Annotated in this window: 9 protein-coding genes; 5 read left to right on the forward strand and 4 right to left on the reverse strand. The window is 41.3% G+C overall.

Going from position 1 to position 8,789, the window contains the following annotated elements:
* Positions 1 to 20: 20 nt before the first annotated feature.
* Together G493_RS34020 and G493_RS0115285 are read right to left on the reverse strand one after the other, a co-directional pair.
* A complete protein-coding gene (locus G493_RS34020; protein WP_205623696.1) occupies positions 21 to 449 on the reverse strand; it encodes a TPM domain-containing protein in 429 nt (142 codons plus the stop codon).
* 4 nt (positions 450 to 453) lie between these two features.
* Positions 454 to 1,038, reverse strand: coding sequence for a LemA family protein (locus G493_RS0115285; protein ID WP_035274697.1), 585 nt, complete (start codon positions 1,036 to 1,038; stop codon positions 454 to 456).
* An 879-nt stretch (positions 1,039 to 1,917) separates the two neighbouring features.
* Here G493_RS0115285 and G493_RS0115290 point away from each other — a divergent pair.
* The 3 genes from G493_RS0115290 to G493_RS0115300 all read left to right on the forward strand — a co-directional run bounded on the left by G493_RS0115290 (position 1,918) and on the right by G493_RS0115300 (position 4,670).
* The gene (locus G493_RS0115290; protein ID WP_028581095.1) at positions 1,918 to 2,613 is read left to right on the forward strand and encodes a glycosyltransferase family 2 protein; all 696 of its coding nucleotides are present in this window, start codon (positions 1,918 to 1,920) and stop codon (positions 2,611 to 2,613) included.
* Positions 2,610 to 2,927 (forward strand): lipid-A-disaccharide synthase N-terminal domain-containing protein, encoded by a 318-nt coding sequence (locus G493_RS0115295; RefSeq protein ID WP_028581096.1) that lies wholly within the window; start codon positions 2,610 to 2,612, stop codon positions 2,925 to 2,927. Before G493_RS0115290 ends, G493_RS0115295 begins: the two co-directional genes overlap by 4 nt.
* 150 nt (positions 2,928 to 3,077) lie before the next feature.
* Complete coding sequence (locus G493_RS0115300; RefSeq protein ID WP_028581097.1) at positions 3,078 to 4,670, forward strand: hypothetical protein; 1,593 nt, start codon at positions 3,078 to 3,080, stop codon at positions 4,668 to 4,670.
* A 242-nt stretch (positions 4,671 to 4,912) separates the two neighbouring features.
* Here the strand turns inward: G493_RS0115300 and G493_RS0115305 are convergent, their stop codons facing one another.
* Complete coding sequence (locus G493_RS0115305; RefSeq protein WP_028581098.1) at positions 4,913 to 5,776, reverse strand: SDR family oxidoreductase; 864 nt, start codon at positions 5,774 to 5,776, stop codon at positions 4,913 to 4,915.
* Positions 5,777 to 6,693: 917 nt separating this feature from the next.
* On the opposite strand from G493_RS0115305, the gene G493_RS0115310 reads away from it, so the two are divergent.
* On the forward strand, positions 6,694 to 6,978 hold the full coding sequence (locus G493_RS0115310; RefSeq protein WP_028581099.1) for a hypothetical protein: 285 nt from the start codon (positions 6,694 to 6,696) through the stop codon (positions 6,976 to 6,978).
* 890 nt (positions 6,979 to 7,868) lie between these two features.
* A complete protein-coding gene (locus G493_RS0115325) occupies positions 7,869 to 8,480 on the forward strand; it encodes a hypothetical protein (protein WP_028581100.1) in 612 nt (203 codons plus the stop codon).
* Here the strand turns inward: G493_RS0115325 and G493_RS0115330 are convergent.
* Positions 8,461 to 8,789 (reverse strand): ISAs1 family transposase (locus G493_RS0115330; RefSeq protein ID WP_028581101.1); only part of this gene is annotated, 329 nt, incomplete at its 5' end. The genes G493_RS0115325 and G493_RS0115330 overlap by 20 nt on opposite strands.

Raw genomic sequence — 8,789 nt, forward strand, 5'->3', positions numbered from 1 at the left:
CTCCGGCTGTAATGCCTGCATCAATTAAATTCAGGGGTAATCAGTACATCTATGATCCTGCCCGAGAGCAAGTCTGTGAGAACAGCTTCCAGGCCGTAGCCGACTTCGATACGGATTTTTCTGTCATTTTTGGCTACGAGCAGCAGGGCGCCATTGTCCGTTCCTTTTTTTCCTATTCCCCAAGTCTCGGCAACCTTTAACGAGTATGCATCAAGGCTTTCACCTTCAAGGGAATCTATGGTGAGGACGACAATCTGGGTGGAGTCAGACGCTTCAAGGGCAGCCAGTTGAGTGTTCAGTTGTTGCCGGGTTTCCGGAGAAAGCATGGCAGCGTAATCATTTACCCTGCCACCAAGTTTCGGCACTTGGGCTGCTTGCGTAGCTCCAAATCCTGCAAACATGCCTGTGATGAAAAACAGAAGAAGAAATATTCGAATATGCTTTAACATGATATTAGAACGTGACTTTGGGAACGGCTTTGGCGCTTTCATCCGCTTTGAAGTATTCCTTGCGCTCGAGTTTTAGCAGCAAGTTGTTGGTCAGGCTGGCTGGAAAACGGCGAATAGCACTGTTAAATTCCTCAACAGCCTGGTTGTAACGCTGCCGCGCAACATTAATTCGATTTTCTGAACCTTCCAGCTGGTGCTGCAGGTCAAGAAAGTTCTGGTTGGCTTTTAAATCCGGATACCGTTCCACAACCAGCAAGAGCCTGGAGAGCGCTGAAGAGATCTCACCTTGTGCCGCTTGTAGTGACTGCATCATGGCAGGATTGCTCAAATCAGCAGTGGATAGATTGACCGAAGTGGCCTTGGCCCTGGCATCTATAACTGCCTGCAGGGTTTCTTTTTCATGGGCAGCATATCCTTTCACTACCTCTACCAGGTTGGGGATAAGGTCACCCCGTCGCTGCAGGGCTGCTTCAATGTCTGCCCAGGCTTTGAAAACCCCTTCTTCTTTTGTTTGCAATGAGTTATAACCACACCCCCAAAAAAGGGATGCTGTCAGCAGGAGAGCAACAATCTGTACTATTTTTTTCATCATTTCACCTCTAGCAGGTTTATACGCAGGAAAGGAAGGATTTTTTCATCAGAATTCGGCTTACTACTTGTTGGCTTGGTATTTTTGTAACTCATCATGGGGGTGTATCTTGTTGGTTTCACTCACCTTCAAACTGTAACTGCCCACAGGTGCTTCATGTTTGGATAAGTGATTAATTACAGGCAAGCGCAGACTCCTTTAGCCTGTCTATGCGTAAAATAGCTATCATTCAAAGAGGTAAGCGACCAGCGGGAGACTTCGTGGAATGTCTGCAAGCAGTTATAAATAAATACAGGAAAGTTGCCAGGTTTAGTTACTTACCCTATGAGTAGTTACCAAATAAGATACAGGATAAGGTAGCACTATTTTTGATTATAGGTAACAAAAACATACAGTTTGTCACGAAAAATAGATTCATGATATCGTATAGTTTGCGTCATCGACGTTCTGTTTCTTTCCTGTGGTGTGTTGAAAAATATTTTCGCTACATTCAATAGTGTACAAATATGTCTTTACAAAACAGCTGCAAAATACGGTGTTGAACAGGCGGTATTTTCGACTTTTTCAAAACCTTGTCAGCTGAACAGAGAAATGCAACAATAACAGGAGCTATAGTTGATAAAGTTCAAAGATGGAAAAATGTGAGAGCTGTGATTATCTCGTTTTACCTGTTGTTAGGACAAATATTGTTTGTTATTGTTAAGCCGATTATATCCTTTATGTTTGTACGAAACTATTGTGCTGAATGATGTTAATTTTTTGGTATGTTTTGACCTAAATTTGAATAAATATCATAATTGTTGAGTTTATAACTTTTCATCTCTGAGGCAGGAGTATTGAAAAGTAATCAATGGAATTCATTTTCTTTCGTGTGTATCCATGAGATCTCTTTCCATAGTTATCCCTTTTTATAATGAAGAAGAAAACGTTCTTACTATCTTAAACGAAGTCAGATCGTACCAACCACAAGCTGAAATCATTGCAGTGGATGACGGTAGTACGGATAGGACATGGGAACTGATATGTTCCCACGAGCATTCAAAAGGCATGAGAATGACCCACAATCAAGGGCAAAGTGCAGCCTTGCTGGCAGGATTAAAAAAAGCCCAGGGTGATATTGTAGTTATGATGGATGGAGATGGGCAAAATGATCCTGCAGATATCGCGATTTTTTTGGAAAAAATGGAACAGGAAAAAGTTGATGTCGTCTGTGGGTACCGACTCCTGCGCCAGGATGCTTTTTCCAAACGCCTGGCATCACGCATCGGTAACTCAATTCGTCGATTTATCCTTCACGATACCTTGCAAGACACGGGATGCTCACTCAAAGCGTGCCGACATGAAGCAATAGATCATTTGATCGCTTTTAACGGTATCCATCGGTATTTAGGTGCTTTTTTTGAAAGCGCTGGTTTTTCTATATGTGAGGTGCCAACAAATCACCGCCCACGTCTTTGTGGCACTTCTAAATATTCCAATTGGGACAGAGCATTACGTGGTTTATATGATCTCATTGGGGTGAGGTGGTATCTGAAAAGGATGGTCAACCCTCTCGCAATTCGTGAACATAAATGAATGAATTACTTCTCCATATTACTCTTTTTGGCTCCACAATCACCGTCACCTGGTGGAAAATCATTGGATATTTTGGAGTTTTTTGTTTTGGTGGGCGTTGGGTGGTGCAGGTAATAGCCTCCTATAAAACAAAAAATCCGACTTTTCCTCTTCTCTTTTGGCTCATGAGTTTGTTCGGCAGTATTTTGCTATTGTCCTATTTTATATTTGGCAAAAACGACTCTGTTGGTGTTATGTCTAATCTTTTTCCAGCAGCGGTTTCCAGTTACAATCTGGTTTTGCATCTGAAACAGCGGAATCGACGATTGCGATGAATATTTTTTGTAATATCCCATTGAAAAGCTGTTTTTGGTAACACCGATAACGCTACGTTTCTTGTTGATTTTTCTAACACCATGCAGGTGCAATTTTTAATGTCACTGCATGATCCACAAAGCTATCGATTTTAAATATCTGGTGCTCATATGGGGTTCAGTTTATTACAATATCGTGATGATGCGTCAGCACATTTTTTTAAAAAAATACCTGCTTTTCCTTTCTTTATTGCGATTTTATTCGTCGTGTCGATGATATTGGGCACATTGCATAATACGCAACCATATACGTTCCACCCTGATGAGCCAGGTAAAGTAAGGCAGATATTCAGTCATCAATGGAATTTTCACCATCCACAACTTCTGCTTTCCACCACTCGCGTGGCAATGAAAATCGCGGATACCTTTTCGCACAACGGACATAAACATAAGTGGAATAGCCAGGAAGTAGTTGAATTGGGACGAACTGTCAATGCGATTTTTTTCGCGTTGACGGCCTGTTCAGTGGCCATAGGTTTTTGGCTGTTACGGGGAACAATTTGGGGAATGAGTGCTGGGATCATGGTTGGAATATGTCCCCCCCTTGTGCTGCGGGCACATTTTATGAAAGAAGACCCGGCAATGATTTTAGGATTTGGAGTAATGTGGCTGGGCTTTGCTCTCCTGAATCGTAAAAGTACGGTATGGGCAGGTGTAGTTATTGGGCTTGGAATGGGGCTTGCCATAGCTGGAAAATATATAGGTTTAGCCGTTGGTGTGATGGGGAGCGTTGCAATATTGGCATATCCTGGTTGGAAAAATACAACGGATCGTTTGAACGCTGCATTTCTTGGAATGGCAATGGCCGTTACTATATGGGCAGGAGCTGATTTTGAAGCAATTCTTCACTGGCATGACTTTCTCAATGGATTTACAAAGGAATTCGCGCATTCACAGCACTACCATGTGGGTTTTTATGTTCCATGGTATGAGTTTTATTTTTTAAGGGTAATTTTCATTGAAGCGGGGCATTGGGCCTGTGGATTGGCCATGCTCGGATATTGCTGGGCTTTCTATCAAAGAAAAAAACTTCTTTATGCAGAGTGGTTGATGTTGATATGGCCCATTGCCTTTTACATACTTTTGATGTTTTCAAAGATTGGCGTACAGCGGTATGTGCTACCTGTTACAATTGGACTCTATGCCATTGCAGGTTGGACTATCGCTGAAATTAGTATGTGGTTCATCAGGCAAAAACTACGAACATGGACTGGCGTTTGTGTTGGGATGATTTTAGGAAGCATAGTATTGTTCGAAGCAGCAGGGCAGCTTCAGCAAATGTATTATGCCATGGCCCATGACAGTCGCCACCGTTTGGAAACCTTTATGGAATCTCTTGATAAAGGCGCGTTTGTGTTGGCCGAAATTTATACGCGATATGAGCCTCATAAGGGAGAACGGGTGGGGCATAAGGTTAGACTTGCAATGCAGGCAACTGCCAAAGGTAGCGTTGAAGAGTTACAAGAGCAGGGATATACACATGTTATTATCTGCAGTTTCATGTATGCACGTTATTTCCTTCCGGGAATGGAAGATGCGAAAGAAATGGCGGAAACAGACCAACTGCTCAGGGAAAGATATAGGGTTCTTCTTGAGGAATATGAACCGATATGGGACAGTGGGCAAGCGTTTTGGGTCGTGACTCCGGTAAACCCGGAAATCAAGGTGTATGATTTGAGAGCCATGAAGAAAAAGGTGCTCTGAGTTGAATGACATACGTCATTGTTGCAATTTTTCGTAACTGGTCACAGGGGCTTCAGATTTGGGTAAGCGCAGTTTTTCGCAGGTAAGCAAAGGCTCCGGTAGGCTATCTATGCAGGAAACCGCGATTGTGCAAAGAGATAAGCGGCCAGCGGGAGACTTCGTGGAGTCTGTGATCCGTTACGGTCTATAGGAAGATCGGCTACGCCCAGTCGCGTGGGAGGAACGATCAGTGTTGGTCGTCTCTATCCCGATAGATGATTTTTATTAAGGGTATTAAAATAATCTCTTAGGATATGGGTTCCATACTCTGGAGCTACCATGTCAATTGCCATTACATTCATAAAGAACTCAATAGGACCATACTTCTTAGGATCCATAAAGAGTTTGAGTGATCTAAGCAAAATGCGTCTAATCCAGTCAGGAATGTAGGTAATTTTAATTGGGTTGCCAGCGGCCTTAAAAGCAATTTTAGCTATTTCGTTTTGGCTTAAAGTCTCTGGCCCTCCTACTTCTATCTCAGCTTCATTTTTATCAATAGCGTCCACACAAACTTGAGCCAAATCTTTTCCATGGATCGGATTAGACTTTAAACTGCCATTGCCAAATAAATACATTCTTCCTTTTTTGGCCATATTGTAAAACTCTGTCATATCTGAAAAGAAACCGTTTGGTCGTATTATGCAGTACTCCAGTCCAGAATTCTTGAGTTCTTCAACAAATTTTTCTTTTGCTGCGCAAATTTGTAATGATTTGAGTTTGTTTCCATTTAGAACGGAAATGTAAACAAATTTCTTTACACCACTTTTTTTCGCTTCATTAAGTAAATTTAAATTGGCTTGGTAATCTACATCCATATAGGTGAGGCCATCGGTTTGCTTGGTTATACCAACAGAAGAAATGACTATATCAATTCCGTTACAACAATTCTTTATAGTTTTTTTGTCTGTAATTTCAGCTTCCAAGACCTTATTAACTTCGATGCCGAAATTTTCAAATTTAGAGGTATTACGAATAAGAACCGTTGTATTGAAACGTCGTTCTGAAAGTTCCTTAGTGATATATTTCCCGAGATAACCTGTTGCTCCAGCGATGAGTACATTTTTCATAATTTTACCTCTAGTGCTCCATCAATGTATCCATCATTACAAAATTGATGGAGTACTAGTTTATAATTTTTCATAAAATCTATTATTACAGGGTCCTGATTCGTTTTCGTTTAACTTCCACCCTCGCTCGAGCCTTTTTTGTTTGCAGCCGTTGGTGGGACCAATTGAGAGCCGTTTATAAAGGCCAAAAAATACCCAGGTACCGCTTAATTCACGTATTCTATCCTTGTATTCTATTCTGAATATTGTAGCTTAATTATTGCTGTTCAATAAGCGTTCTCCGTGACTGTCGTGAACGCTAAGATTATTTGACCCACTTGTGCTAAGATAAACAGGCCCACCCGGTTGGCGCGCGCCAACGATGGTTATTGTGACTGGTTAAGATAAATGATGGAAAATAAGATATTTTTTCCTTTCAATTAGTCCATGCTAACAAATCAAGGGAATGATTGAAAGTGGAAAATATCTTCATGCTATTCATTCCTTATTAGATGTTTAGGGGGGGTGGGGCAGTTTATCTTAGCAAACCCGGGTCAATTCTGATTAGCGTTGAAGTGATTGTCGTTAAAACACGGGTGTAGCCAGTCTTCCTAAAAAAAACAGGAAGAAAAGAAAATAAGGAAAATTAGCATGATACACAACATTATTTTCCCATGATTTGTCAATAATTGTGTTTTAATGCCAAAAAAATCGCCATTTTTGACAAATTGTTGAAAATGCCTTTTTCCAAAATTTCGCAATTATAGTCAGATAGAAAAGTGGTTTTTTAATATAGACAGGCTGCACCCTTAAAACACTCACCATGTAGCATAGAATTACCATGGGAGTGTGGTAAACTATGCTCGATAACTAGCGTTTTTGATGTGTTATCGAGAAACTTCATAACTGTTTGTTCGGCAACTTAAGGAAAAGTTTTGATGATTGAATGTTTGGTAAAATGTGATGATGAAGAATTTCTTATTCATAAGGATCATTTTGAGAAAGCTATTCGTCCAACCTTACCTCACACATTAGGTCCAGGAAAATGGACAATCGACATAGGTGATGACCGATTCATTGACTTTTCTCCTGAATTTTCAGGGATTCAAGTTTCTTTTGATGAAAAGATTGAACGTGAGATTGCAGAACTAATAATCGCAGATGTTGCTTCAAACCTTACTTCATTGACAAGTAGTTCATTTCATGTTGTTTGGTTGTCGTGAATAACTTACTGATAATATGCATTAATCGGCTTTGCCGAACAAAGTGGTGCACTCTGACTGGCTACGTCGGCTTTTTTTTACAGTCCGTCGTTTTCTAAATTTTTTTAATTTTTCCACCTCTGTCGTTAATTTCCGCCAGCAGGTGACCACAAGCGTTAGTGCGCCAGGCGCAGCTTGGCGCTTCTTGCAGGGTGACCTGCTATAAAGCAGGAAGTCCCTGTCGGGCAAAGCCTAGCCAGCAGGCCGTACCGAGTGTTGCGCGACTCGCGGAGCCATTTGGCGAACAACAGTCGTGAAGCGTACACAGGGAACATTGCAGGCCGCAGGGGAGACGTACCTCCCTCAAGCAATTCAGCCTCGTCAGGGTAAAATGCAGTTGGCGACGATTTTAACGTATCGGAAGCCAGAACAAAGGAGTCGCAATGGCAAGATTCCGGAGGGACTGCCGGGGTCCTAGAGCGTGGCATGTAATGAGAGAAGTGTCAGGAACCCGGAGTCTACGCTTACCTGGGAGGCCCTTTTATCTCCTCTCAAAACGGAGGTAAGATGTATCAACCACAAGAAGAGCATCTGATGGGTAAAAGGGAGTCAGATCATTCCATAGTACTCCGAGACGGTAGGGCCGATCACATGGGGAAGGGAATGACGGTAGTATGTAGCCCGCATAAGGAAACATATGCAGATAAGACAGGCTGATGAACATATGCAAACCTCACTGCGGGGGATAGCAAAGGAAGCTAAACTGCTTCTGTACGAAGCGAATACTATTGAGGAGCCCTGTGCGGGAAAACCGCACGCAGGGATCTGCGAGGGGACGGTCGGGTAACTGACCGTTCTACCTCGATTGGAATAGAAAATTTTGCGCTGTTCTGAATAAATAAAGTAATTTAATGCATAAATATTATCTCATTACTTTGTTATTATTGGCATGCAATAACATGGTTTCTTGCGCTTTAATTGCAAAAGACACACATAGTATTGACAGTAGGCTTTATGTGTTAATGGAAAGCAGTTTATTTATTTCGGGAAATGACCATCCTTTAAAAAATGTGAATGATATTGTTCTCGAAAAGATTAAAGAAGATTTAGAGCATAATCAGGCGGAATTTATTGAACTCTCTATTGAGGAGACGAAAATAATTACAAATCATTACCTATTTTCTTGCTTTGACCATTGGGATAGCTATTTAGAGGTAATAAACAAAAGAAAGATTGACTTAAGTAATCCAATTTTGATTTTGTCTATCCATCCGACAGAGAGCAATAAACCATCAGGGATTGAAGCAAATATTTATCTACATTTGAAGGACGCTAAATTTCCGCGAGAGTTCAATTGGATTAGTGGAAAGAGATATACAAACATCAAGCCAAATGAAAAAAATGAATTGGTCGTTTCGATTGTGAAATATTTTGAGAAAGAGATAAATAATATTAAAGCCATAACCAATCATTCCTCGTGCCAGGGCAATCGCATGGGTAATGTCAGCCAAACAATACCTTAGCAAGATAATTATTGTCCCACCCAGCTTTCTGACGTTTGATTTGAGTGCCGACTTTGGCAGTTTTTTCCTGCTTGAGTAAATTCAGTGCTATATGTCTTAACAGCGCTAGGTTTTCAGCACTATGGCCATTTCGGACCCTGGATTCATCCTCACGAAAAGCAACATCAAGTACCCAATGCAGTTTGTTTTCAATGCCCCAATGTTGGCGAACGACATTCATAAAGTTGCAGGCATTCACCTCTGCAAGGCTGGAAATATAATAGCGACACTCTTGTGATATATTACCGTTTATGTGACGTTCTGATTCCA

Source organism: Desulfogranum japonicum DSM 18378 (assembly GCF_000429945.1).
GTDB lineage: Bacteria > Desulfobacterota > Desulfobulbia > Desulfobulbales > Desulfobulbaceae > Desulfogranum > Desulfogranum japonicum.

Bases quoted from the DNA above. Each gene is read 5' to 3' on its own strand.
- G493_RS0115295 (WP_028581096.1), top strand. From the start codon at position 2,610: ATGAATGAATTACTTCTCCATATTACTCTTTTTGGCTCCACAATCACC.
- G493_RS0115290 (WP_028581095.1), top strand. From the start codon at position 1,918: ATGAGATCTCTTTCCATAGTTATCCCTTTTTATAATGAAGAAGAAAAC.
- G493_RS0115325 (WP_028581100.1), top strand. From the start codon at position 7,869: ATGCATAAATATTATCTCATTACTTTGTTATTATTGGCATGCAATAAC.
- G493_RS0115300 (WP_028581097.1), top strand. From the start codon at position 3,078: ATGGGGTTCAGTTTATTACAATATCGTGATGATGCGTCAGCACATTTT.
- G493_RS0115305 (WP_028581098.1), bottom strand. From the start codon at position 5,776: ATGAAAAATGTACTCATCGCTGGAGCAACAGGTTATCTCGGGAAATAT.
- G493_RS0115310 (WP_028581099.1), top strand. From the start codon at position 6,694: ATGATTGAATGTTTGGTAAAATGTGATGATGAAGAATTTCTTATTCAT.
- G493_RS34020 (WP_205623696.1), bottom strand. From the start codon at position 449: ATGTTAAAGCATATTCGAATATTTCTTCTTCTGTTTTTCATCACAGGC.
- G493_RS0115285 (WP_035274697.1), bottom strand. From the start codon at position 1,038: ATGAAAAAAATAGTACAGATTGTTGCTCTCCTGCTGACAGCATCCCTT.